This is a genomic window from Acinetobacter sp. TSRC1-2 (genome assembly GCF_049895885.1).
In the GTDB taxonomy this organism is placed as follows: domain Bacteria; phylum Pseudomonadota; class Gammaproteobacteria; order Pseudomonadales; family Moraxellaceae; genus Acinetobacter.
In genome coordinates this window covers 29730-53611 of record NZ_JAFCTF010000005.1, presented here as the reverse complement: position 1 = coordinate 53611, position 23882 = coordinate 29730, and the positions used below count along the sequence as shown (strand labels likewise).

Below are 23882 nucleotides of genomic sequence, written 5' to 3'. Positions count from 1 at the left end.
CTTATTATTGTTGTGCTGTAGAGATAATCCAGGAAGGACTTTGCTTATCTAAAAAAGCACTCAAGCCATGTTTCGCCTCTAATCCTTGGCGTACATGAGCAATATGTTGCGCTGTTTGCAGCAGTAATTCTTCGGTTAATACCTGTTGGTCGACCATCTGAATCAATTGTTTGGATGCTGCCTGTGCTTCAGGACCACCCAAGAGTAAGGCTTGAACAATTTCATCAATCTTGCTATCCAGTTCTTCAACAGCAGTGACTTCATGCACCAGACCGATTTTTTGTGCTTGCTCGGCAGTAATGCGTTCAGCAGTTAAGAAATAGCGTGAAGCCTGACGGGCACCAATAGCACGAATCACATAAGGGCTAATCGTAGACGGTGCTAAACCTAAACGGACCTCAGACGTAGCAAATTTGGCATCCGTGCTAGCAATACAGATATCGCAGGCTGAAGCCAGACCCATACCGCCACCAAAAGCAATACCGTGTACCCGCGCAATAGTCGGCTGTTTTAAAGTCGCCAGACTTTGCAACATTTTCGCCAGTTTCAGCGCATCGGCTTCATTTTCCGCTTGCGATGCTTGTCCGGCCTGTTTCATCCAGTTCAGGTCGGCTCCGGCTGAAAAGCTTTTCCCTCGTCCAGCCAAAACTACGACACGCACATCATTACGGGTATTTAATGCTTGAAAGCAGGCATGCAGTTCTTCAATGACGGTGGTATTAAAGGCATTGTGTAATTCAGCACGATTAATCCAAACTGTAGCCACTTGATTCTGTTGTTCGAGTTGTAAAAATTGATAGGTCATTTTTTCACCCCTTACATGCGGAACACGCCAAATTTGGTTGGTAAAATTGGGGCATTCAGCGCAGCTGCCAAACTTAAGCCCAAGACCTGACGGGTTTGTGCAGGATCAATCACGCCGTCATCCCAAAGACGCGCTGAAGCATAATAAGGATGACCTTGGCGCTCGTATTGATCACGAATCGGTTGTTTAAATTGATCTTCCTGTTCGGCTGACCATGTTTCACCTTTTTGTTCAATTTGATCGCGTTTTAAGGTAGAAAGTACACTCGAGGCTTGCTCACCGCCCATCACTGAAATACGCGAGTTTGGCCACGTCCAAAGGAAGCGCGGAGAATAGGCACGACCACACATGCCATAGTTACCCGCACCAAATGAACCACCTATCACTAAAGTCAATTTAGGCACATTGGCATTGGCAACCGCCATCACCAGTTTGGCACCATTTTTCGCAATACCTTCATTTTCATACTGGCGACCAACCATAAAACCGGTGATATTCTGAATAAAGAGCAGGGGAATACTGCGCTGGGTACACAGTTCAATGAAATGCGCACCTTTTTGTGCAGACTCCGAAAACAGAATGCCGTTATTGGCAATGATGCCGACTTTCATACCAAATAGTTCAGCGAAACCTGTGATCAGTGTGGTACCAAAGCGGGCTTTAAATTCATCAAAACGTGAACCATCGACAATACGGGCAATCACTTCACGCACATCAAATGGTTTACGTGCATCACTTGGTACGACGCCATATAGTTCTTCGGCATCAAATAATGGCGCTTCAATTTCATCTGCAGTTTTATTGGGCTTTTTATTTAAGTTCGCCACAATATTACGGGCAATGGCAATCGCATGTTCATCGCTTTCAGCCAGATGATCGGCCACCCCAGAAAGACGGGTATGCACATCGCCACCACCCAAGTCCTCAGAACTGACCACTTCACCGGTCGCGGCTTTCACCAATGGCGGGCCACCCAGAAAAATCGTGCCTTGGTTACGAACAATAATGGTTTCATCCGACATGGCAGGGACATAAGCACCTCCTGCGGTACAGCTACCCATCACCACTGCAATTTGGGCAATCCCTTGGCTCGACATACGCGCCTGGTTATAGAAAATACGTCCAAAATGATCACGATCAGGGAAAACTTCATCCTGCATCGGTAAGTACGCACCGCCTGAATCAACCAGATAAATACACGGCAAATGGTTTTGTTCAGCAATCTCTTGAGCACGTAAATGTTTCTTCACCGTTAGCGGATAATAGGTTCCACCTTTTACCGTGGCATCATTGGCCACAATCATGCAGGTCACGCCATTCACCTGACCAATTCCGGCAATCACGCCCGCAGCAGGGACGTCATCGGGATAGACCTGATAAGCTGCCAGTTGTCCAATTTCCAAGAAAGCAGTTCCGGCATCAATCAGATGATCAACCCGTTCACGCGGTAACAGTTTGCCGCGAGCCAAATGTTTTTCACGGGCTTTTTCGCCGCCGCCCAAAGCAATCTGCTGCGCTTTTTGTTTTAAGTCATCCACCAAAACCTGCATGGCAGCCTGGTTGGTTTTAAAATCTTCGCTTCGAATATTAATTTTGCTTTGTAATCTATTCATCTTCGAACTTCCTTTTAATTCAATGTGCCTACAAACCGTGATTTAAGCTGTTTCATTAAACAGTTCGCGACCAATCAGCATGCGACGGATTTCAGAAGTTCCCGCACCAATTTCATAAAGTTTGGCATCGCGCCATAAACGGCCCGCTGCAAATTCATTGATATAACCATTACCGCCTAAAGTTTGAATGGTTTCACCTGCCATCCAGGTGGCTTTTTCAGCAGCATATAAAATCGCACTTGCTGCATCTTTACGTAGGCTGCGGCTATGTTCAGCCTTGTCACATTCAGCGCCCACGGCATAAACCAGTGCTTTACATGCCAGCCAAGTGGAGTACATATCGGCAATTTTTCCTTGCATTAACTGGAATTCACCGAGTGCCTGACCAAACTGTTTACGGTCATGAATATACGGAAGTACCGTGTCAAGGCAGGCATCCATAATGCCTAGCGGACCTGCACTTAACACTGCACGTTCATAGTCCAAACCACTCATTAAAACCTTGGTACCATTACCCACACCACCCAGCACATTCTCTTTCGGCACTTCTACATTGTCGAAGAAAAGCGGGTAAGTGTTTGAACCGCGCATTCCCAGTTTGTCTAAATGAGTGCCATGACTAAAACCCGGCATACCTTTTTCAACCAAAAAGGCGGTCATGCCTTTTGAGCCGGCTTTCAGATCAGTTTTGGCATACACCACCAGTACGTCAGCATCACCGCCGTTGGTGATCCACATTTTTGAACCATTTAGCAGATAATGATCGCCTTTGTCTTCAGCCTTTAATTTCATGCTGACGACATCTGAACCGGCATTAGGCTCTGACATTGCCAGGGCACCGACAAAATCACCGGAAACCAGTTTAGGTAAATACTTTTGTTTTTGTTGTTCAGAACCATTTCGCTTAATTTGGTTTACACATAAGTTAGAATGTGCACCGTAGGACAAGCCAATAGAGGCAGACGCACGGGAAATTTCTTGCATGGCAATAATATGGGCCAAATAACCAAGGTTCGTGCCACCGTATTCCTCACTGACAGTCAGACCAAGCAAGCCCATATCACCAAATTTTTTCCACAGGTGAGCGGGAAATTCATTGTCTTGGTCAACTTGCTGAGCAATCGGTGCAATCTCCTTTGCACAGAATGCTGCGATTGAATCTTTAAGGGCAATTAGCGTTTCATCCAAACCGAAATTTAAACTTTGTAGATTCATTTCTTCATTCATCCTGATGGTTATATTTGTTGTTCCAAAAAGCATTTTTGTTGTGCTTGATTTTTACAATACAACTATTTTTTGAAAAAGTGAATATATATTCACAAAATGATTTACAATTCATTTTATCTGGTTGAGAATAAGATTATGAGTTATAAAAGATCATCATTGATGCAGGAAAGAATGGAGCAAAATCGTCAAACGATTTTGCAGTCTGCGCGTGAACTGATTGCTCAAGGGGGCTTTAAAGATGCGCAAATTCAGGCGATTGCTGATCGTGCAGGCGTATCTAGTGGTCTGGTTTATCGTTATTTTGACAACAAAAGCCAAGTGTTAATTGAAGTGTTGTCAGAAGCTATTCATCATGAAATTCAAATTTTGAATAACATTGCTGCAAGTCATCTTTCGGCAGCTGAAAAATTACACAAAGCAGTATCAACTTTCGTTAAACGTGCATTAAACAGTCCCCAGCTTGCGTATTCGTTAATGTTTGAACCTGTCGATCCTTCGATAGAGCATGAACGTTTTCGTAGTAAGCAACTGATTAAACAAAGCATTAATCAAATACTGGCCGAAGGTAAAATTAATGGCGAGTTTGGATTTGAAGATTTAAATACTGCAGCGCTGTGCGTCGTTGGCGCAATGACTTTTGTGGTGATTGAACCTTTGAATCCTTCTAAAAATGTCAGGTTTGATCAGGCGTATAAAGACTATTTTGTCAAACAGATTGCCGATTTTTGTGTGAGTGGAGTTTATTTAAAGGAGGGTGAGTGATCGGTTAACACAAAAAAATAAGGTTGTTTGGGAAAGTCGTCTGAGTCAAAACAATTAAAGTGAAAGAATCATAATTACAAAGAATCAAGGAGAGTGATTCAATGACACAAGTACGGTTAAGTTATGCCTATGGAACAAGCAGTCAGCCTTTACTTGGGATGACCATTGGTGAAAAGTTTGATCAGGCCTGTCAGCAATATGCCGAACGGGATGCTGTGGTCAGTGTGCATCAGAATGTACGCTTAAGCTATAAACAGTTGCAGGATCAGGTCAATGCATTTGCTTGTAGCCTGCTTCAATTAGGCTTGGAAAAGGGTGATCGGATTGCGATTTGGTCGCCCAATTGTGTGGAATGGACCATCACCCAGTTTGCAGCCTTTAAAGCCGGCCTGATTCTGGTCAATTTGAATCCTGCCTATAAAAGCAGTGAACTTGAATATGTACTGAATAAAGTGTCCTGTAAGGCCTTAGTGATTGCAGCGCAATTTAAAACCAGTAATTATCAGGAAATTTTGACTAAGATTGCCCCTGAAATTACCGAGTCGGTAGGTAAACGACTTTCTGCAAAACGCCTGCCGCATTTACAGCACGTGATTAAAATTGATCATGAAGAGCATATCGGTATTCATCGTTTTGCTGACTTGTTGCCAGAACCGACTGCTGTTCAGTTAGAGCAATTACAAGAGATTGCCGCTGATTTACAGTTTGATGAAACCATTAACATTCAATTTACCTCTGGCACGACAGGTAATCCGAAAGGAACCATGCTGACGCATAATAATATTTTGAATAATGGCTATTTTGTCGGTGAAGCGATTCATTTAACCCCCCAAGACCGGGTATGTATTTCGGTGCCGCTATTTCACTGTTTTGGCATGGTGATGGGCAATTTGGCCTGTATTACGCATGGTTCCACCATGGTGTATCCATCGGCGGTATTTAATCCGCTCGACACTCTAAAAACCATCCAGCAAGAAAAATGTACCGCAGCGTATGGTGTGCCGACTATGTTTATTGCTCTACTTGAGCATGAACAATTTGATGAGTTCGATCTTTCAAGCTTACGTACCGGCATCATGGCAGGCAGTCCATGTCCGCGTGAAATTATGCAGCGCGTGATAGATCGAATGCATATGACCGAAATTACCATCTGTTATGGCATGACTGAAACCGCACCAGTTAGTGTACAAAGTTCGACTTCAGATTCGGTCGAACGCCGTGTCGGAACAGTTGGTCGTGTCCACCCTCATCTGGAAATCAAAATTGTCGATGAAAATGGCAAAGTTGTGCCACGAGGAAAACTGGGTGAATTGTGTGTGCGCGGCTATTCTGTCATGCTGGGTTATTGGGAAGATAACGACAAAACTCAGGAAGTGATTGATGTTGCCAAGTGGATGCACACCGGTGATATTGCCGAAATGGATGAAGATGGCTTTGTAAAAATTAAAGGCCGAATTAAAGATGTGGTGATTCGCGGTGGCGAGAATTTATTTCCGAAAGAGATCGAAGACTTTTTATATACGCATCCCGATGTTTCAGATGTACAAGTCATTGGGCTGCCAGATCCAAAATATGGCGAAGAGCTGTGTGCCTGTATTATCCTGCATGAGCATCATCAGGTAAATGAAGAAGCAATTCGGCAGTATTGTGCAGAGCATATCTCGCACAATAAAATACCGCGATATGTGCGCTTCTTTACCGAATTTCCAATGACTGCTTCAGGCAAGGCGCAAAAATTTAAATTGCAGGAATTGATGCGCCAAGAGTTGCAACTGGAAGATATCGCTTAATCTTGATTCAAGATTGGCTAGCCATTGTCTGCATACCTCCCGATATCATGGTAAATAACAGGAGGAGCAGACATCTAATGGAATCAAAATATTAAAAAAATGATTTAGGTTTATATGACACAGCTAGTCATTGTCATTGCAGCTGATGATTAACGGTTAACGCATCAATAAAAAAGCGACTTAATAAAGTCGCTTTTTTTAATACATCAGTTAGGATTAATTCACGCGAACCCAGGTTTGGTTACGTCCTAAGGCAGAAATACCAATATACCCACGACCCGCTAAGGTTTTACCATCTTGAGATAGCTTGGCATTAAAACTATATGTTTTACCATTTTTAGGGTCGGTAATTTTTCCGCCATCATACACATTGTTTGCAGTATTTTTTAGACCTGAGACAATCTGTATACCTTTAAGGGGTTTGTTATGGAATTTACCCGAACATTTTGTGCATTTTTCACTTTCGCTCGCTTCCATTACATCTACGATTTTTGCAGAGAGCACACCGTTAGAAGTTTCAGTAAATTGCACAACCGATAATGGCTTTTTAGTCACATCATCAATGGTTTTCCATTTAGTGCCATGTAATGGATCGGAAGCTAGAGCTAGACTAGAAACTAGAGATAGTCCTAATACGCTTAGAGTTGTTTTTATCATCATTAGACCTCAACTGATTTGAGTAAGTTTTTCTTCAAGACTAATAGAAGTTATAGATTATACATACAGAGCTTCTATTCGCAAAACATGTATCGAAGAACTATGTTCAGTCAGGATTATGATAAATAAAATAGTATTTATTATGGATTTCTCATGTATTTGTGTTTTTAGCCTATAGCTAGATAAAGTAATTACCCATGAATCGTGGATAAGAAATTAATTTGAAAAAGAGAAGGGTTAGCGCTATCAGTTGAGTTGTCACACCTCAAGTTAGCGAAGCATTGGCTTAAGCAGGATTCGGGTTAATAGAAGAAGGAAAATGAAATAGCTTATCCAAAGAGGGATTTTTGGGTTTCAAATAACAATATTGATAATATTCCTATTTTTGATATCTTTGAATTTTAGTAAGAATTCAAAATGATGAAAAAAATATTGTTACTAGGCTTTATGATTTCCTCACTTGCCGCATGTTCAACTGTACACAACACAGATACTACTGCAGCAAAGTTAGGTGCAGCCAATCCTGCGAGTGAATATTGTATTAACCAAGGTGGAAAATTAGAAATCAAAAATGAGACGAACGGTCAGGTAGGTTATTGCCATTTGCCAAATAGTCAAGTTATTGAAGAGTGGAAATATTTCCAAGACAGTTCAAAAGAATGCTTAGCAGAGGAAGCGAAAGTGTTGGTAGGGCAAACGGGTTTAACGGATGCTCAAATTAAACAAAAAACTCAATCTGAAATTATTCGTCGTGTTGCACCTGGTCAGCCAGTAACTATGGATTATCGTGCAAATCGAATTACAGTGACAATTGATCCAGTTACTAAAAAAATCGCCCAGGCAAGCTGTGGTTAATTTTTTATTAAAGTAAAGTTATTGAAGTAAAAAGAAGAACTTAAAAAGCTCATCGAAAGATGGGTTTTTTTATAACTAAATGTGAACAATCAGCTAACAAATGCAGTGAATATCTTTGAAATTCTTCGGGTGTATATTATTTAATTAATATGTTTGCTGGAGCAATGAAAAATGAAAAGTGCCATTAATTTTCAGATGTTGCAGCAAGTTTATAACTTTATGGCTGAGAAACCAAACTTTAAAACCAAGGGAGAGTTAGATCTATTATTAGAATTTTTTTCAGAAATACAGCAGGATCAAACATCGGAGATAAGGTTGGATTCACCTTCTAAAATTATTGGTAAATTTGGTAGTCGACAAATAATCAATATTAATTTAGCGCCTCCCATACGGCATAAAAATGAGTTTCTGGCATGGGTATATAAACAGTTGCATCGATAATTGCTTAATTTGTTTTAATAATGTTCCTTTAATCAACTCAGATGACAAGAGGAAGCTCCCTTAGCAAAGGGGGGAGCTTTTTTATGACTATTAAAATAGTTACATTTTTAAAATAAAAATTTAATTAAAACAAATTGTTGAAAATAGTTACTCTAGACTTTATCGATGAAATATGAGCGATATATTTTAGTTGTTCGAAAATAGAGAAAAAATAAATTAAGTACTTAAATTCGACTAGTTCACCCGATTAAGCGGATTTTATTTTGCTTAAAATTCTATTTTTTTAAAAAGATTTAAATGCGCTAATTTCTACGTAAATTATTTTGTCTCCATGTCTATGAATACTTTGATGAAATTGAGTATCGGAAGTGAATTGGTAAAGATTAAATATATAATTAATAATATAAAACAAATATTTATGATTTATTCGTCATGCCTTTATGATTTTGTATTTAGGTTATAATCGTATTTTTGGTAATCAATGGTGACCAAAATGACTGTATCCACTTCGCTATTAACATTTGAAGAATTATTTACTGAACTTCACAATGCTATTGCTAAACGAGAGCAAAATCCCGTTCGGTTGAAAAAATCTTTAGATTCTATCGAGAAGGGTGCAATTTTAGAATTGGAAGAATACTGCCGAAAACACGCTTTTAATTTTCAAACTCATTTAGAGGGCGAGAATACATTTGTGATTACTGTGGAGTATTAATTTAATGCAATTTTTAAGAGAGTTATGTTGTTGGCACGCGTATGAGTATGAACAGGATGACAAGGGCAAGATGATCAAAGTGTGCCGAAAATGTGGAAAAAACCTAGACAAAATATGATTTTCTCTCCCTATAGCCGAATCTGCTACGGCCCATAAAACCCCGCCACATACGAGTTATGGGCGGTTTTTTCTTTTCTTATGTAAGCATCAGTATGTGTTAAGTTCGCAGATGAAATTGTATTCATTCGTCATGATAAGTTATAGATCCTAATCCATAGAAAGGCATTAGAATGAAAATTATTGCTAGAGATCGAAATACAGGTGAACTGATAGAACTCGATGCTGAAGAAGATACGAGCATGGGGACTTTAAATTATTTTTATCGTGATCAAGAGGGAAATTATTTGCGTTCATCTAAACATCCCTATGGCAAAATGCCTAGACATTCGGTGATGCCTAATATGCGTTTTGCTTTGGGTCAGAGATTAATCTTAATTATAGAAATAATAGAATAATAACAAGCTTTCTGCGGGAGGTTTTTTAGGGGTAAATTTTATGAATAGACCATATCTATCCATTAATCTAAATGCTCAAGAGGAAGAAGCACATCTCATAAAATTGTACGGGTACTTAGATTGAAAGGGTGAGTACTTAATACATTCCTCGAACCTGAAATTTCACTATATTATCCTGATAATGATCACTTAACTGAGTTAATAGGCTTCGATGAATCATTGCTTGGGAGTTCGTATCCTTTGGCGGAATTCATCTCATGTCTGACTCGACTGATACGGTCATAAATCACTTTACGCAGTCGGTTTACTGCTCCCAGTGGTTTATGTTCAGGTAAAGAATGCCATGGCGTGAAAGAAAGATTTTCACAAAACTTATTCTGATCAGGTGTATCAAAAATCTGTTCAGGAATACGAATAGTCGCGACCTGATAAAAAGGGGCTTGCTTTTCTTTCCATTCGGTCATTGAATCTTCGACGAGCAACATGTCTGATGTTCTGGGTTGCACCAGAAACTCCATACAGGCATCGCCCTTTTGCAGACTATTTCGTAGTGCATCTCGCAGAAAATCATGACTCGGTTTTTTTGGCATAGGGTCTGTTACTGTTGAGCAAGCTCTAGCAGAATATTTTACCGCCTGACGATCAGAACCTAGTCCTAACTGGTAGGGAACCATAGACCAATATCGGGTTTGCAGGGGATTTGAAATTCTGGTATTGAGGTTTAAGGCAATCAGAGTTCCTTTAAGACCAAGTGCGAAAGGAATATGCAGCTTTCTAAAAAAATTATCGCTATTTATATCCTGCATCAATGCCATATAGCGCTCAGGATCATTAGCGAAGAATACTGGATGATTGATCATAATGAAGTCTTGTGTGGCGGCCTCATCCTCTAAAAGTTTTTTCCCCGGTACACCTAGAATTTTTATTGCCATCCCCCTTGCATCTCTTTTAATGTCTGCCTTCGTTGCATCACGGGAACCATTCGAGAAACGAATCCATGCCTGATAGGTTTTACCGGGAATAAAAATTCCCTGCGCAAGGTAATGAGGAAGCGTTTCCCTCACATGAAACTCTGCTCGTACACATCCATGAGCTTTCGGATGTGCATCACGGAGGGTAGTGCCCGCGGAATATTGTTTACGGATGGATTTTTCAATAACCTCCGAGATTTTTTCGGCTATTTCCTCTTCATGAGGATACAGATTTTCACTTAGACCAGGATCAATGCTGGGGTAAGGAGTCCGGTTAGGATGGTTCAGCGGTGTAAGAGTGGAGTTTTGAGGTTGCGTAGCCGAGCAACCGATGATCGTCACCACTAGAGGTGTCAGAGTGAACAGTAGCGTAAAGTGTATCGGCCGCATCATGTTTGGCATCGATTTTCTCCTTGCTGCAAAGATAACAGCACAATCACATTAATTTTTTGCGGTGAGAATTTTAAAGGCCTAGAGCTTATTTAATACACTAAATGACTATAATCTCTGTGACATTTTTTTGACTCATTTAGTCACAATGTACGATATAAATAGAAACTAATTTTATAGATACCTTTCGAAATATCTTTTTAGGGTTTATAGAAAAGCACACTACAAATAACAGCAGCGCCGACGTCCTGTTGTGGCTGCTTCATATGTGGTTTTGCTATAACTATGGTCATCCCTTACTTCCTACTTAATACTTAATACTTATAATTATTGTTTTATGATTTTTGAACTCCTTATGCCTTATTGAAATAAGAATATGAAAATTAAACATGAATTAAGAGACGTATTAATACTCTAACCCGACTCCTGCTTAAGCCAATGCTTCGCTAACTTGAATGGTTGGCTTGTTTCACTGGCATAATTGGGTAAACACATAAAGATGCATAGATTCCAGCTAAGTATCCTTCAATGCTTCTAGCTTTACTGCTGACCAAATTATATTTGCCATTTGACAAGCTGAATAAAGTTTCTATTTTATTACGCTACTTTAAGTGATATTCATCTGATGTTGAGAGTTGAATAGATTTCATATTTTTCTGATGATAGGTAGTTAAATCAATATCTTGATTCTTCAGATTTGATTTTAATTCCTGACTAATATAGCCACGATCAGCATGGAGCTTTGCTTTTAATCCTTCTACCAACTGTTCAAGCATTTTAAGATCTGCTTGCTGTATACCCATTCGATAAGCTGTACTGACAATATCTCCTGACTGATTCATGCTTAAATTCAGCTTGCAGCCAAAGAACCCTCCCATTGAGCTTTTGCCGCGGCTCGCAATCGATGCTATGGATTTATACCGTTGAATACATTGATTTTTGCATACAGGCAGCGTAATTGAATCGATCCATAAATGACTACTTTGACGATCTTTCACAAGGCAAAGAATACGATTTCTGAAACTTTCAATTGAGAAGACCGCATTCTTAAATCCTTGTTGTTGTGTTTTAAAAACTCCCAATAAGTTGCTTCAATTTTTTGAAAAAAATCATCAATTACACAAAATAATTCAGTATGAGTCATATATGGTAAAAGGAACATAAGGAGTAGAGTCATTGGTTTGGTGTGATAACTCAACTGATGGCGCTAACCCTTCTCTTTTTCAAATTAATTTCTTATCCGCGATTCAGGTTAATAATAAGATAACTCTGAACTTATATAAATGTAAATCATAAAAGGAGAAGCTACGCTATTAAGCTTTATAGTTTTGAAAAAGACTATAGTGCCTTCATTTTTGACTAAGATAATAAATTATAAATAGAAAAAAACCAGTTAAAACTATTCTGTTGGTAGGCATTAGAAAGTTTTATATAAACGAAATTAGTGAATGAATTATAAAATTTATCATTTGTAGATACCTCCAACACACAATTGAATAACTCAAATATTATGTTTTATACAATTTTGAACATGAAGAGTTGTCTTTCTCCACATAACTTTAATTAAGTATCTTTCAATATAGGTGAGTCCATCTGCTGTAAATATTTAAAACAATTTATTCACTAGTAATACAGCATTTAAAAGTCAAATATTAAAGGAAATAATTATGCGTGCTCTTACTTATCATGGTACTCGAGATGTCCGAGTTGAGTCTGTTCCCGATCCTGTTATTCAACAACCTGATGACGTTATTCTACGGGTTACTGCAACTGCCATCTGCGGTTCAGACCTGCATCTTTATCGCGGTAAAATTCCTGCAACTGAAGAAGGTGATATCTTCGGGCATGAATTTATGGGAATTGTTGAAGAAGTAGGGCCAGAGGTCACCGAAGTTAAAAAAGGTGATCGGGTGATTATTCCTTTTGTTATTGCCTGTGGCCACTGTTTTTTCTGTGAACATGATTTGACCGCAGCGTGTGAAAAGACCAATACCGGGCGAGGAGCCATTTTAAATAAGAAACAGATTCCCCCAGGCGCAGCGTTATTTGGCTACAGTCATTTATATGGTGGTATACCAGGTGGACAGGCGGAATATGTACGGGTGCCAAAGGGAAATGTAGGACCTTTTAAGGTACCAGGCTCATTGTCTGATGAAAAAGTATTATTCCTGACAGATATTTTACCCACGGCTTGGCAAGCGGTGACCAATGCAAATATTGGTAAAGGTTCCAGTGTAGCCATTTATGGAGCAGGGCCTGTGGGGTTGCTATCCGCTGCATGTGCACAAATGTTAGGTGCTGAACAGATCTTTATGGTGGATCATAACAATTACCGCCTGGAGTATGCTCGCAACACATATGGAGCCATTCCCGTAAATTTTGACAAGGTAGATGCGGCTGAATTTATTATCAGTAATACTGCTGGTCAACGCGGTGTAGATGCAGTTATTGATGCAATTGGCTTTGAAGCCAAGGGAAGCATGATTGAAACTGTGCTCACCAATCTTAAAATTGAAGGCTCAAGCGGGGCAGCACTACGTCAATGTATAGCCGCTGTGCGTCGCGGTGGGGTGGTCAGTGTACCTGGCGTGTATGCAGGTCCTATCCATGGATTCCTGTTTGGAGATGCCTTCGATAAAGGTCTGACCTTTAAAATGGGACAAACGCATGTACATAAATTTTTGCCCAAACTTTTAGAGTTTATTGAAAATGGGGATTTATCTCCTGACGTCATTATCACACATCGTATGAATCTTTCGGAAGCAGCTGAAGGTTATCGTATCTTTGATAAACGTGAACAGGATTGCCGTAAGGTGATTTTGACCCCTTAAAACTTAAAAAGTGTATTGATATTCTTAAATAATTTATATGAAAATCCATTATTTTAAACAGTAGCGATATTTAAAATGTCGTTACTGTTTTGCTTTAATGCGTTCATCTTATTTTATTATTGCTATACAAAATTACTATAATTCAAATAATTAACAGATCTAAAATTAAATAAAATGCAAGATAAATAAAATTTACTTATAGAATCTTATTCATGAATATAGATAGAAATAAAAGGAGAAATATCCTTGAGTTTAAATAAAGTTTTGTTTGAATTTGAACAAAATGATACTGATATTGATCAAAATTTAGAAAATACCATTAAAAAATTACTCATGTTCGCATCCGATATTCCCCATCCAGGAGAGGGAAGAACATTAGCCCGATGGAAAACACTGGCTCAAGTTGGGGCCACTAATTTAAATTTAGCCAAATGGTTTGAATCACATTTAGATGCACTGAGCATTTTAAATGAACTAAATTATAGTTCGGTCAATAACAGACTTTGGGCGGTATGGGCAGCGGAAGGAAGTCAAGATCCCATTTATTTTAAGCAAGGTTTCTATTCAGGCCAGAAAAACTGGTGTTCGGGTGCAGGACTAGTCGGTTATGGTTTACTTACTTACCGCGATGAACAAGATCATGCCCAATTACTCATTGTCGATATGAATCAGCCTGATATTCAAATCGATCACCAAGGTTGGCACGCCATTGGAATGCAGCATACACGCACTGCATCAATCTCTTTTAATCAGGTGAGTGCGGAAGCGGTCGGTGATTCAAATGCCTATTTAGAAAGATCCGGGTTTTGGCACGGCGCAGCTGGAGTAGCTGCCTGCTGGTTTGGGGCTGCAGCACGTTTGGCCGATTTTTTATATCAACAATGCAAAACAAAGCCGCATGCTTATGGTCTGATGTATCTGGGAGAAATCAGCACTTTACTGTTCACAACGAAACAATATTTTCACTATGTTGCAGATCAAATTGATCAGTATCCTGAGCAAAGCCATGAACTCATTATTCGGATATTACGTGCTAAAGTTGAGCAAACGGCACAGCTGGTTTTAGAGCAGGTGGGTAAGGCACTCGGTGCGCGACCTTTCTGCGAAAATAGAACATTTGCAGCTTTAGCAGCAGACTTGCCGGTATTTTTGAGACAGAGTCATGCTGCATTTGATTTAGAACAAATTGGAAAGCTTGTACTTCAGGAAGATGAAGGTGCTGCATGGATGTTATAAGCGACAACTTAGTAGAAGATCGCCTGATTTACGGAGAAGGTACAACTTATCAGCAATGGCTAGACTGGTCTGGACTCGATACTTTAAAACAGCTGAATGTAACCTCCTGTTTTCATGAAGGAAGACGTGTTGTTATTGTGGCACCTCATCCGGATGACGAGATTCTCGGGTGTGCAGGATTATTACAACAACTTGCTGAGCTTAAGCGTAACATTGTACTGGTTGCAGTCACCAACGGGACTCAAAGTCATCCGGATTCACTGCTTTATACCCCGAATCAATTAAATACGATACGGCCGGCTGAAACCCATGCTGCGCTTGAGGTATTAGGAATAAATCATGCGCTAAAGCGTATTGCTTTAAACTTGATGGATGGCGAAATTACTGCGCAGCAAGATAGGCTTTATCAAGCTTTAACAGAGTTGATTGAGCCTGATGATATTCTGGTTTGTACTTTTGATAAAGATGGGCATCCTGATCATGAAGCCACAGGACGAGTGGTGCAACAACTGGCAAATGAAGCTCACTTAAGCTGTTATCAAGTGTTGATCTGGGCATGGCATTGGGCAATTCCAGATGATTGCCGTATTCCATGGCAAAAGGCTTTAAAATTGGAACTTGCACCGCAACAATTACAACGTAAAAGCGATGCAATTTTGTGTTTTAAAAGCCAATTGGAAATCGATACAAGTACAGGACAATCGCCTATTTTATCCAAGCAGACTATTCAACGAATTTTATTGCCTTGCGAGGTATATATTTGTGCTTAATCAAACAGATTATTTTGATGAACTTTATGAAAATAGTGATGACCCTTGGGAGTATGAACAGCGTTGGTATGAAGAGCGTAAACGGCAAATTTGTTTGGCCTTACTGTTAAAACCTGTCTATTCAAATGTATTGGAAATTGGCTGTTCTAACGGCGTTTTTAGTCAGCACCTGGCTCAAAGAGCTCAGCAATTAATCTGTCTGGATGCTAATTCTAAAGCGATACAGTTGGCGAAGAAACGTCTTGAAAATTTATCTCACGTAGAAGTTACCCAGCAGCGTATTCCTGAACAATTTCCTGCTGGATCATTTGATCTGATTATCATCAATGAAATTATGTATTATCTTAAACCAGAAGAATTATTCAGGTTAATAGAAAAAGTTGAGAACAGCTTAACCTCACAAGGGGTAGTCTTATGTTGTCATTGGCGTTATCCGATTGATGGATTTGTATTGACAGGTGAGAAAGTTCATCATTTATTGAAGCAGCAGTTTCATTTACAGCATTATTTGAATGTCAACGATCCTGATTTTATAATTGATTTATGGAGTAAAGAAACAACCACTTTGGCTTCCAAAGAGGGCTTAATATGATTGGAATTGTAATTCCAGCCTGTAATGAAGAACAATATCTTCAAGAGTGTTTGCATTCTATACACTTGGCAATACAAGCCCTGCCAATTTTGAGCAGGGAAGTCCGTGTACTCGTTGTATTAGACAGTTGTACCGATCAATCTTTAAAAATTGTCCAAAGTGCAGGAGTAGACTATTTACAGTGCAATTTTCGATGCGTAGGCAAAGCACGTGATTTAGGTGTGCGCCACCTTATTAATTCAGGTGCTACCTGGATTGCATGTACTGATGCCGATACCTGTGTGGATAGCCAATGGCTTTTGCAACAACTCAATCATCAACCTGCAGATGCAATTTGTGGTGTGGTGGATGTCGATAGCTGGCGCAATTTTTCTATTCTTACCCGAAAAAAATACTTGGCACATTATCAAGACATGATGAATCATACCCATATTCATGGAGCCAATTTGAGTTTCAGTTCAATTGCCTATGTCCGAGCGGGTGGGTTTAAAGCATTGTGCTGTCATGAAGATATTGATTTAATACAACGAATGCAGAGTCTGAATTTGAAAATTATCTGGAGCAATTTAGTACGTGTTAAGACGAGTAGCCGTTTAAATGCCCGTGCTCCCGAAGGGTTTTCCAGTTTTTTACATCAGCTAGAAATAACAAGCAGTTCAATCGAATAGTTTTGAGGTATAAATATTTTTATAAATTAGAAATTTAACCAGTTAAGAATAATAAAAAGAATGAAGGGTATATTGGCTTTTATATGAGGTAATTATTTAAAATATAATTGATTTAAAAAATGATTCCAAAATTGATTTTGCCAATAGCAGTCATGTTTTCAATAAAAGAACGAGCTATAAATATCAAAAATCAACTGTACATTTACATTGAAGCTAACAAAGTAAGTTATACATTCACTCTAGATTCCTTATGATAGAAACTTAGATAAGGAGTTAAAACAGATATGATCAAAATTAAAAATCCAGATTCTGGAGAAGAAAGAACGATTAATAAAGTTCTCGGTGATGAAGTCACTTTAGCTAAGGCACAAGACCATGCCGGTTATTATGATATGCATAACAATCATTTTATTCCCCAAATGGATGACACTAATGAGGTGGTTGGGTTTTATGAAGCCGAAGAAAATTCTATTATTTGGGAAATAATTGTTTAAATTGTCTAATGGTTGATAGATGTTCTATAATTTTATAAATGAATAGACGAACCAGAAAACCACTTGAATTAGCCACAACTAGCTGGACCACAGAGCAGGATGGTTGTCTGATTGAGAACCATTCACTCACCTTTGCAAAGCTGAGAATCAACTTACCATTCACTGATGATCAGATTATGCAGCGAAAAGAGATATTGGGCCTGTTACGCAGAGAAAGACACTTGCCAAGGTTCTAAAAATCTTGGTTGATAATTTTCCCAAAGATTAAAACCTTAACAAGACACCCGAAGATATTTAATTCAAATACGAATCTAACAACTTGAAAAGATAGTTGCTTCATCAATCTTTAAAGGTCTCGTTCAGAGCTTGTTGCACCGCGTCTACACGCGATTTACAGGCTTTGTATGCAGACATAGATTCTTCAACAATTTTCATTAAATTATCAATATCCGGTTCTTTCTGAGACTCAAGTAGTTCTACATTTTTTTTAAGAACTTCATAGCCTTGTTTAAAGGTTAATTCTTTCTTAGCCATTGCCGATCACCTCTTTAACATTGGCGTTAATAATACCATCCTGTAATTCTATCTGGATGCTATCACCTGAAACTTGTTGAATCGAACGAATAGCTTGTCCTTGACTGCGGACGATCCCGTACCCTTTGGCCATTACATTTCTTGGGTTCTGTAATAGGGTTTCCCGCATCAATGATTCAACTTGGGTGGATGCCATTTTAAGTTGTTGTTGCGCGAAATACTGGTTATTGCTTTTCATTAACTCAAGTGTTTGCTTAGTCGTATTAATCTGATTTTGGGCAAGCGTCTTAATCACTTTAATGTACTGATCATTTTGACTTTGATAGGCCGAGATCTGGTGATGAGATAAAAGCTTAATGGTTTGCAGAGAATCTAGTACGTCTTGAGTACGCTCAACAATCAGATTTCGAATTCCTCCAATTACTTTACTTGGTGTATCAAAAGAACGGTGGGCGACTTCATCTAAAATAGTTCGATCTTTTTCATGACCAATGCCTACCCATATGGGAATTGAGCATTTACACAGGAAAGCTGCTAAAGGGTAGTCATTTAAATACGCTAAGTCATTTACAGCGCCGCCGCCTCGAATGATCACAATCAAATCGGGAGCAGAATTGAAATCTATAGCCCATTGATCTAAGCCATTCGCTAAAGATTCAATCATACTGACCGCTGCTGTATTTCCCTGGAAGGTCGCCGTGTGATATACGAAGTGACATACGCCAGCTTGATTTAAAGCATCGGCATCTTTTTTAAAGTCACCTAAACCTGCAGCATTTTCAGGAGCAATCACCAAAACATTCTGAATATCGAAAGGAGTAGGGAGTAATCTATTTTTATTGGCTAAGCCTTCTAAGCGAAGGCGCTCTAATATTTGCTGATAACGTTTAGCAATATCACCCAAGGTATAACTGGAATCAATATCTTCTATATTGACTGAAAAACCATACTGAGGACTGAAGGTAGCTTTCACTTTTATGAGAACATTTAAATCTCTCGCTAGCTCAATCCCACTTTCACGCTCAAACTTTAAAACCATTTTGGCCGCTGAAAACTTCCAGATCGTTGCCTTACAACTGGCAATGACTTTATCGGTATCTTGTTCTTTTTCTGCAAGCTCTAAATAATAATGACCACCTTTGATACTGAGATTACGAATCTCTGCTTTCACCCACACCGGCTCATTAAAAGTGATACGGATAACTTCCTTTACCGCAGATAAGTATTCACTTAATGAAAGCTGGGATATGGACATAGAATAAATATGTTTGCAAAGTATAATTATAAAAATAGTATCGAACTGATCGTTCAAAGGCAATTGAACTTGCTTAACTCTGCATTCGGTTTACACAAAAACTAAATTGAACTGTCACCACTCTCCTAGACAAATATCATCTATTCTTTTTGCATAGAAGAGAACCTTATGAGTAGTGGACAACGATCTCCCCCAGAATTTAAGATGAACCTGTAATCCTACACTTAGACTAAGGTTCACACTACAGCAGCGGAGACTGGCAAAAATTCTGTCAGAAGCATAACTTGATTCCCAGCATGAGTTGTCGAAGCCTTGCGCAGTATACTGCTCATGGGACAACGCCGTTGCAGAATCCTTTTTTAGCAGTTTAAAGAAGGAAAGAATTAAAAAGAGGATCTATAAAAAACGAGAAATAGCCCGTGCAGATGTGTTTGATTATATCGAAATATTTTACAATCGGATTAGACGCCATTCGCATCTCGATGGTATGAACCCGGAAGCATTTGAGGCAGCTTCAAAATGAGGCTGCCTTATGTCTGGGATAGGGGAAGGAGTCCAAATATCTAATGCTTATTAGCTTTTAGATACTTTTAAAAACCTCAATTGCCCGAATTCGAGTTTGCTTCAGATCTGCAATTGGTTTGGGATAATTCAAAGCCAAATTGGAGTTTCTGGCATAAGGATCATGGATGGCTTTAGCATCTAAATGGGCCAGTTCAGGAACCCATTTACGAATATAATCACCATTTGTATCGAACTTTTGCGACTGGCTGATGGGGTTGAATATACGGAAATAGGGCACTGAATCCGTGCCTGTAGAGGCACACCATTGCCACCCGCCATTATTGGCTGCCAGATCACCATCAATTAAATGTTGCATAAACCACTGTTCACCCAGTCGCCAGTCAATCAGCAGGTTTTTGGTCAGAAACATGGCTGTGATCATACGAACACGGTTATGCATCCAGCCCGTTGCCAATAATTGGCGCATCCCAGCATCTACAATTGGAATGCCGGTTTGTCCCTGCTGCCATGCAACCAAGTCTTCGGGGGCATCACGCCATTGGATTTTTTTTGTGTCTGCCTTAAAAGGCTGATGTTTAGAGACTTGAGGAAAATCGAAGAGTATATGTTGATAAAACTCGCGCCATAATAATTCATCAAGCCAGGTTTGCTGACCTAAATGTTCTATATGGAAGTGGCCATGCTGTCGACGAAATAGAGCTTGAATACATTGACGGATAGAAATTATCCCTAAGTTTAAATAAGGTGATAATTGGCTGGTTGAATTCAGATGAGGAAAGTCTCTCTCTTTCTCATAGTGAATCACTTTATCATTGATGAAATCATCCAATGAAGTTAGAGCATATTCTTCACTGATTGGCCAACGATCCTGTAGTTCTATTGAAGGATGATTTGGATATAACTCGGTAAAAGTGCAAACAGGTTTGTCCACGAGAGAGTCAAGCTGAAGATCAGCCTGTGCTTCAATTTGAGGATAACATTGCGGTAAACTTACACTAAGTCGTTCATAGCAATTTTTCTTGAATGCACCGAAAACCTGATAAGGTTGATGACTCTTGTTTCGAATACTGCCTACTGGAAATAAAGTGCGGTCATGGTACAGCTCGAATGATTTATTATCTTTTTCTAAGAGCTTCTGAAGCTGTGCATCGCGCTTTAACTCATTTACACCCAGTTCAATATTGGCATGTATACAATTGATATTGAACTGTTGGGTAAGCTCCAGAATGCCCTGAGGAACATCTTTCCAGAAGGGAGTCTGCCGAATCACTAACGGAATATTCAAGTTCTTTAGCTGCGTTTTAAGCGTTTGAAGTTGTCTTAAATAAAAATCTATTTTAACAGCAGCGTCGTTGTGTAAAGCCCATTGTTCAGGTGAAATGATGACCAATGCAATGCAGGGTCCTGCTTGTGTAGCATGCCAAAGAGCAGCGTGATCTTGAATGCGTAAATCCTGTCGAAACCAGATGAATTGCATGGAATTATAATGTCTTGAGAAGATTGTTGATTATTATTCTATGCAAAGTTGAGATAGAAAAAAAGCATGAACATGTGGTCCATGCTTCGAATGATTCATTATGTAAGTTATTTCTGAGTCTGTTTGGTTTTAATTAGATCACTCAAGTCATATCCACTGGATTCCGCATAATCTACATATTCCTGTCCCACTTCTGGTTGGGGGGGCTGTGAACGAGAAAGGATCCACATATATTTTTATCGGGTTCACTGACTAATACAATTCCATAATTTTCATCAGATTTTAAAACCCAGTAATCACTACGTGCGACTGGAAGCCAACGGATGATTTTAGGTAAAAAACTTACTTTCAATTTAGAGTTAAGAGGGGCATTTTGTACAAATGCTTCACCAATTAACTGTTTGAACTTTCCATCTTTTGTATAACAACTATTGTCAACTTTGATATTGCCATTCTTATTTAAATGATAGTTAGCGATCCCATTTTGCATTTATTTTGAAAATACCAAGGTTTTCTGGCAACTTCATACCAATTCCCTTAATACTTATTTAATTTAATTTTTTCAATAGCCTGTAATGGTTCAGTTTGTGCATGCTCTAGAGTTAATATACTGTTAGCGCCAATCACCAGACCTAATGTGATTTTCGCCAAGTTAAGACTTGATCTTTTATACATATTTGACATAAATATTCATTATATTAAAATAGGAGATTAACTTCATATACTTACATTAATTATCTTTTTTAAAAATTGGTTGAATATTATATGCTAAAGAAAATAAATATTAACTAATCATTCATTTGAGAGCACCTATTCAAGCGCAAAGTGAGCGACCTAATATAAAAATTAAGTAAATTATAAAAGTTACATTCTATTTAAAAGAAGCATTATTTTAGAAAATTTATATAAAAAATATTATTTTAAAATAATTAAAATTAATCCATTGGTTTGAATTTTATTTATGTTTTGATTCAGTAAAAAATGTAATTAATTCCTTTTAAAATATTTAAATAATTTGATTTTAATGAACGATTTATTCTGCTTTTAAAAAATTTAAATTTACAATGACAAGAAATGTCACATGAGCCTCATAGCTTTATCACAATGAATGTGCAAATTTAGAATAGTTACAAACTCATGTGACTTATTTTAAAACTAGGATGAATATAAAAATGGCTAATCAATCACAAAACCAGCAAGACCAACAACGCCAGCAACAACAACAGAATGATCAGCAGGGCCAACAAAATCAACAGAATCCGCAACGTCAGCAGCAACAGAATGATCAACAGCGTCAGCCAAATCAACAGGATCAGCAACGTCAACAGCAGCAACAAAATGATCAAAAACACCAACAAAATCAGCAAAAGTAATCAGTGATAAATAAAAGCGCGGATCTTAAGGTCCGCGTTTTCGTATCAATTTCTATTTAATAATCATCCTGCATTATCTGATAGGAATTTAAGTTTTTAATTTTTATCTAGCCATTTACGATGCTACCGCCGTTGACATGAATAACCTGTCCAGAGATATAACTTGCTTCATCAGAGGCAAGAAATAAATAGGCCGGGGCAACTTCACTAGGTTGTCCCATACGTCCCATTGGAGTATTTTTACCAAAGTCTTTCAATTGTTCCTCATCAAAACTACTCGGTATTAATGGTGTCCAGATAGGTCCGGGAGCGACAGCATTCACTCTAATCCCTGTCTTATTTTTTAAGAGATTTGTAGATAAACTGCGTGTAAATGAGGTGATTGCACCTTTGGTACTTGCATAATCGATAAGCAGATCATGCCCGTGATAACTAGTAATACTTGTGGTATTAATAATAGTATCGCCTTGTTTCATATAAGGAACTAATAATTCAGTTAAATAAAACATAGAAAAAATATTAACTTCAAAGGTTTTAAAAAGTTGCTGTGTATTGATATCGGTAATGTACTTTTGTGGGTATTGCACACCTGCATTATTAACTAATATATTAATGGTTTTAAATTCTTGAAGGGCAGTTTCTACCATTTTCTTTATTTCATCTTGGTGTTGTAAATCACATTTAATGAGTAGGCAACGTCGTCCTTCATTTTCAACCATTTTTTTAGTATCAAACGCATCTTGATCTTCTTCTAAATAGCATATGCAAATATCTGCACCTTCGCGGGCAAATAATACGGAAATCGATCTGCCGATTCCACTGTCGCCGCCAGTGATCAACGCGACCTTATCTTTTAATTTATTACTTCCTTTGTAATTGGCTTTGATTATTTCTGGCTGTGGATGCATTTTTGATTGAATGCCCGGTTGATGGCTTTGCATTTCCGTAGATGGCGTTTCGGGATATTGGCTCATATTATTTTCCAGTATTTTATGGTTTAGATAATATATTATTTGAATTTTTATATTTTTTATTACGAATAAACATTAAATAACATAATTTATTTAATAGTCATAAATTTAAAAAGTCTAAATACATGAAATTTCTTTATTAGATTAATGAGTCAATTAATTAAGACAGTGATTTAATTAAATATAAAAAATCCATTACTTTAAATCTAGTCTTTAGTAAATTAATTAGGTTTTTTGTTCTTATAATAACTGATAAAGATTCTATTTAATTTTATTGATCGGGAGATTAATCCATAATATAAATGAGGAAATTGATTAGTATAAAATGTATTTATTCTTTGATCTTAATCTGGAATTATAAGAAGTCCCTCATTTCATTTGTTTTTTAAAAAAATAATACTTAGACAACTTTCTA

General features: G+C 38.3%; 22 protein-coding genes and 3 pseudogenes. 14 read left to right on the top strand and 11 right to left on the bottom strand.

Annotated elements, in window-relative coordinates; translation table 11 throughout:
- Nucleotides 1-4: 4 nt before the first annotated feature.
- The 3 genes from ACP69Y_RS07055 to ACP69Y_RS07045 are packed head-to-tail and all read right to left on the bottom strand — an operon-like array spanning nt 5 to nt 3633.
- Complete coding sequence (locus ACP69Y_RS07055) at nt 5-805, bottom strand: enoyl-CoA hydratase/isomerase family protein (protein ID WP_425917375.1); 801 nt, start codon at nt 803-805, stop codon at nt 5-7.
- An 11-nt stretch (nt 806-816) separates the two neighbouring features.
- Complete coding sequence (locus ACP69Y_RS07050) at nt 817-2418, bottom strand: carboxyl transferase domain-containing protein (protein WP_425917373.1); 1602 nt, start codon at nt 2416-2418, stop codon at nt 817-819.
- Between the two features lie 42 nt (nt 2419-2460).
- Complete coding sequence (locus ACP69Y_RS07045) at nt 2461-3633, bottom strand: isovaleryl-CoA dehydrogenase (RefSeq protein WP_425917371.1); 1173 nt, start codon at nt 3631-3633, stop codon at nt 2461-2463.
- 147 nt (nt 3634-3780) lie between these two features.
- Between ACP69Y_RS07045 and ACP69Y_RS07040 the strand changes: the two genes are divergently transcribed.
- Both ACP69Y_RS07040 and ACP69Y_RS07035 read left to right on the top strand, forming a co-directional pair.
- Entirely contained in the window at nt 3781-4407 is a 627-nt protein-coding gene (locus tag ACP69Y_RS07040) for a TetR/AcrR family transcriptional regulator (RefSeq protein ID WP_425917369.1), read from the top strand.
- A 101-nt stretch (nt 4408-4508) separates the two neighbouring features.
- The gene (locus ACP69Y_RS07035) at nt 4509-6197 is read left to right on the top strand and encodes an AMP-binding protein (RefSeq protein ID WP_425917367.1); all 1689 of its coding nucleotides are present in this window, start codon (nt 4509-4511) and stop codon (nt 6195-6197) included.
- Between the two features lie 216 nt (nt 6198-6413).
- Here ACP69Y_RS07035 and ACP69Y_RS07030 read toward each other — a convergent pair whose 3' ends face one another.
- Entirely contained in the window at nt 6414-6851 is a 438-nt protein-coding gene (locus ACP69Y_RS07030) for a DUF2147 domain-containing protein (protein ID WP_425917639.1), read from the bottom strand.
- A gap of 423 nt (nt 6852-7274) precedes the next feature.
- On the opposite strand from ACP69Y_RS07030, the gene ACP69Y_RS07025 reads away from it, so the two are divergent.
- From ACP69Y_RS07025 to ACP69Y_RS07010, 4 genes are all read left to right on the top strand, one after another.
- Nucleotides 7275-7709, top strand: coding sequence for an I78 family peptidase inhibitor (locus ACP69Y_RS07025; protein WP_425917638.1), 435 nt, complete (start codon nt 7275-7277; stop codon nt 7707-7709).
- Nucleotides 7710-7880: 171 nt separating this feature from the next.
- Complete coding sequence (locus ACP69Y_RS07020) at nt 7881-8150, top strand: hypothetical protein (protein ID WP_425917365.1); 270 nt, start codon at nt 7881-7883, stop codon at nt 8148-8150.
- Nucleotides 8151-8643: 493 nt separating this feature from the next.
- The gene (locus ACP69Y_RS07015) at nt 8644-8865 is read left to right on the top strand and encodes a hypothetical protein (protein ID WP_425917363.1); all 222 of its coding nucleotides are present in this window, start codon (nt 8644-8646) and stop codon (nt 8863-8865) included.
- Nucleotides 8866-9155: 290 nt separating this feature from the next.
- A complete protein-coding gene (locus ACP69Y_RS07010) occupies nt 9156-9380 on the top strand; it encodes a hypothetical protein (protein ID WP_131215394.1) in 225 nt (74 codons plus the stop codon).
- Between the two features lie 185 nt (nt 9381-9565).
- Here ACP69Y_RS07010 and ACP69Y_RS07005 read toward each other — a convergent pair whose 3' ends face one another.
- Together ACP69Y_RS07005 and ACP69Y_RS07000 are read right to left on the bottom strand one after the other, a co-directional pair.
- Nucleotides 9566-10753: a catalase family protein gene (locus ACP69Y_RS07005; protein WP_425917361.1), complete on the bottom strand. Its 1188-nt coding sequence runs from the start codon at nt 10751-10753 to the stop codon at nt 9566-9568.
- Between the two features lie 418 nt (nt 10754-11171).
- Nucleotides 11172-11885: pseudogene (locus tag ACP69Y_RS07000) on the bottom strand (IS982 family transposase).
- Between the two features lie 523 nt (nt 11886-12408).
- Here ACP69Y_RS07000 and ACP69Y_RS06995 point away from each other — a divergent pair.
- From ACP69Y_RS06995 to ACP69Y_RS06970, 6 genes are all read left to right on the top strand, one after another.
- The gene (locus ACP69Y_RS06995; protein WP_425917359.1) at nt 12409-13572 is read left to right on the top strand and encodes a zinc-dependent alcohol dehydrogenase; all 1164 of its coding nucleotides are present in this window, start codon (nt 12409-12411) and stop codon (nt 13570-13572) included.
- A 246-nt stretch (nt 13573-13818) separates the two neighbouring features.
- On the top strand, nt 13819-14808 hold the full coding sequence (locus ACP69Y_RS06990) for an acyl-CoA dehydrogenase (protein WP_425917357.1): 990 nt from the start codon (nt 13819-13821) through the stop codon (nt 14806-14808).
- A complete protein-coding gene (locus tag ACP69Y_RS06985) occupies nt 14796-15578 on the top strand; it encodes a PIG-L deacetylase family protein (RefSeq protein WP_425917355.1) in 783 nt (260 codons plus the stop codon). Before ACP69Y_RS06990 ends, ACP69Y_RS06985 begins: the two co-directional genes overlap by 13 nt.
- Nucleotides 15571-16170, top strand: a complete 600-nt coding sequence (locus ACP69Y_RS06980) for a class I SAM-dependent DNA methyltransferase (RefSeq protein ID WP_425917353.1) — start codon at nt 15571-15573, stop codon at nt 16168-16170. The genes ACP69Y_RS06985 and ACP69Y_RS06980 overlap by 8 nt, the downstream gene beginning before the upstream one ends.
- Nucleotides 16167-16838, top strand: coding sequence for a glycosyltransferase (locus ACP69Y_RS06975; protein ID WP_425917351.1), 672 nt, complete (start codon nt 16167-16169; stop codon nt 16836-16838). The genes ACP69Y_RS06980 and ACP69Y_RS06975 overlap by 4 nt, the downstream gene beginning before the upstream one ends.
- Before the next feature lie 284 nt (nt 16839-17122).
- The gene (locus ACP69Y_RS06970) at nt 17123-17332 is read left to right on the top strand and encodes a hypothetical protein (RefSeq protein WP_425917349.1); all 210 of its coding nucleotides are present in this window, start codon (nt 17123-17125) and stop codon (nt 17330-17332) included.
- A 339-nt stretch (nt 17333-17671) separates the two neighbouring features.
- Here the strand turns inward: ACP69Y_RS06970 and xseB are convergent, their stop codons facing one another.
- Both xseB and xseA read right to left on the bottom strand, forming a co-directional pair.
- Complete coding sequence (xseB, locus tag ACP69Y_RS06965; RefSeq protein ID WP_425917348.1) at nt 17672-17866, bottom strand: exodeoxyribonuclease VII small subunit; 195 nt, start codon at nt 17864-17866, stop codon at nt 17672-17674.
- Nucleotides 17859-19121, bottom strand: coding sequence for an exodeoxyribonuclease VII large subunit (gene xseA / locus ACP69Y_RS06960; protein ID WP_425917346.1), 1263 nt, complete (start codon nt 19119-19121; stop codon nt 17859-17861). Before xseA ends, xseB begins: the two co-directional genes overlap by 8 nt.
- Before the next feature lie 203 nt (nt 19122-19324).
- Here xseA and ACP69Y_RS06955 point away from each other — a divergent pair.
- Nucleotides 19325-19644, top strand: a pseudogene (locus ACP69Y_RS06955) (IS3 family transposase); the annotation flags it as partial.
- A gap of 57 nt (nt 19645-19701) precedes the next feature.
- On the opposite strand, the gene ACP69Y_RS06950 reads toward ACP69Y_RS06955, so the two are convergent.
- Both ACP69Y_RS06950 and ACP69Y_RS06945 read right to left on the bottom strand, forming a co-directional pair.
- Complete coding sequence (locus ACP69Y_RS06950; protein WP_425917344.1) at nt 19702-21123, bottom strand: cryptochrome/photolyase family protein; 1422 nt, start codon at nt 21121-21123, stop codon at nt 19702-19704.
- Between the two features lie 107 nt (nt 21124-21230).
- Nucleotides 21231-21807 (bottom strand): annotated as a pseudogene (locus ACP69Y_RS06945) (lipocalin family protein).
- A gap of 488 nt (nt 21808-22295) precedes the next feature.
- On the opposite strand from ACP69Y_RS06945, the gene ACP69Y_RS06940 reads away from it, so the two are divergent.
- Nucleotides 22296-22496 carry a hypothetical protein gene (locus ACP69Y_RS06940; RefSeq protein WP_425917342.1) on the top strand — a complete coding sequence of 67 codons (201 nt, stop codon included), beginning with the start codon at nt 22296-22298 and terminating at the stop codon, nt 22494-22496.
- 107 nt (nt 22497-22603) lie between these two features.
- Here ACP69Y_RS06940 and ACP69Y_RS06935 read toward each other — a convergent pair whose 3' ends face one another.
- Complete coding sequence (locus ACP69Y_RS06935) at nt 22604-23470, bottom strand: SDR family oxidoreductase (protein ID WP_425917340.1); 867 nt, start codon at nt 23468-23470, stop codon at nt 22604-22606.
- Between the last annotated feature and the right edge of the window lie 412 nt (nt 23471-23882).

Bases quoted from the DNA above. Each gene is read 5' to 3' on its own strand.
- ACP69Y_RS07055 (WP_425917375.1), bottom strand. From the start codon at position 805: ATGACCTATCAATTTTTACAACTCGAACAACAGAATCAAGTGGCTACA.
- ACP69Y_RS07050 (WP_425917373.1), bottom strand. From the start codon at position 2,418: ATGAATAGATTACAAAGCAAAATTAATATTCGAAGCGAAGATTTTAAA.
- ACP69Y_RS07045 (WP_425917371.1), bottom strand. From the start codon at position 3,633: ATGAATCTACAAAGTTTAAATTTCGGTTTGGATGAAACGCTAATTGCC.
- ACP69Y_RS07040 (WP_425917369.1), top strand. From the start codon at position 3,781: ATGAGTTATAAAAGATCATCATTGATGCAGGAAAGAATGGAGCAAAAT.
- ACP69Y_RS07035 (WP_425917367.1), top strand. From the start codon at position 4,509: ATGACACAAGTACGGTTAAGTTATGCCTATGGAACAAGCAGTCAGCCT.
- ACP69Y_RS07025 (WP_425917638.1), top strand. From the start codon at position 7,275: ATGAAAAAAATATTGTTACTAGGCTTTATGATTTCCTCACTTGCCGCA.
- ACP69Y_RS07020 (WP_425917365.1), top strand. From the start codon at position 7,881: ATGAAAAGTGCCATTAATTTTCAGATGTTGCAGCAAGTTTATAACTTT.
- ACP69Y_RS07015 (WP_425917363.1), top strand. From the start codon at position 8,644: ATGACTGTATCCACTTCGCTATTAACATTTGAAGAATTATTTACTGAA.
- ACP69Y_RS07010 (WP_131215394.1), top strand. From the start codon at position 9,156: ATGAAAATTATTGCTAGAGATCGAAATACAGGTGAACTGATAGAACTC.
- ACP69Y_RS07005 (WP_425917361.1), bottom strand. From the start codon at position 10,753: ATGCCAAACATGATGCGGCCGATACACTTTACGCTACTGTTCACTCTG.
- ACP69Y_RS06995 (WP_425917359.1), top strand. From the start codon at position 12,409: ATGCGTGCTCTTACTTATCATGGTACTCGAGATGTCCGAGTTGAGTCT.
- ACP69Y_RS06985 (WP_425917355.1), top strand. From the start codon at position 14,796: ATGGATGTTATAAGCGACAACTTAGTAGAAGATCGCCTGATTTACGGA.
- ACP69Y_RS06975 (WP_425917351.1), top strand. From the start codon at position 16,167: ATGATTGGAATTGTAATTCCAGCCTGTAATGAAGAACAATATCTTCAA.
- ACP69Y_RS06970 (WP_425917349.1), top strand. From the start codon at position 17,123: ATGATCAAAATTAAAAATCCAGATTCTGGAGAAGAAAGAACGATTAAT.
- xseB (WP_425917348.1), bottom strand. From the start codon at position 17,866: ATGGCTAAGAAAGAATTAACCTTTAAACAAGGCTATGAAGTTCTTAAA.
- xseA (WP_425917346.1), bottom strand. From the start codon at position 19,121: ATGTCCATATCCCAGCTTTCATTAAGTGAATACTTATCTGCGGTAAAG.
- ACP69Y_RS06950 (WP_425917344.1), bottom strand. From the start codon at position 21,123: ATGCAATTCATCTGGTTTCGACAGGATTTACGCATTCAAGATCACGCT.
- ACP69Y_RS06940 (WP_425917342.1), top strand. From the start codon at position 22,296: ATGGCTAATCAATCACAAAACCAGCAAGACCAACAACGCCAGCAACAA.
- ACP69Y_RS06935 (WP_425917340.1), bottom strand. From the start codon at position 23,470: ATGAGCCAATATCCCGAAACGCCATCTACGGAAATGCAAAGCCATCAA.